This is a genomic window from Tritonibacter sp. SIMBA_163, assembly GCF_046535935.1.
Taxonomy (GTDB): Bacteria; Pseudomonadota; Alphaproteobacteria; order Rhodobacterales; family Rhodobacteraceae; genus Epibacterium; species Epibacterium scottomollicae.
In genome coordinates, this window is record NZ_JAWJBP010000606.1 from 1 (window position 1) to 264 (window position 264).

Below are 264 nucleotides of genomic sequence, written 5' to 3' on the forward strand. Positions count from 1 at the left end.
CTGTTAACAGCAGTGTTCGCCCGAGGCCGACCAGTACCGGTTCGGCAAAGAACCATTCCGCAAAAACGTTCCAGCCCCACTGTGGATTGGTAAAGATCGAATAGAGCACAAGGCCGATCACGATGGCCGCGAACACGCTGCCGGCTAAACGTGCTGGATGCTTTGCCGGAACGATCCTGTAGCGCGAATAGTCCTGCTTGCGCTCCACCGAACGGGTTGCAATCTGCACGTTTGTGAATTCTGTCGTTACTGCCATCTGGTCGT

Annotated in this window: 1 pseudogene; it reads right to left on the minus strand. The window is 55.3% G+C overall.

The features are described from left to right. A pseudogene (locus R0J92_RS23735) lies at positions 1 to 229 on the minus strand (hypothetical protein); the annotation flags it as partial. Positions 230 to 264: the final 35 nt, after the last annotated feature.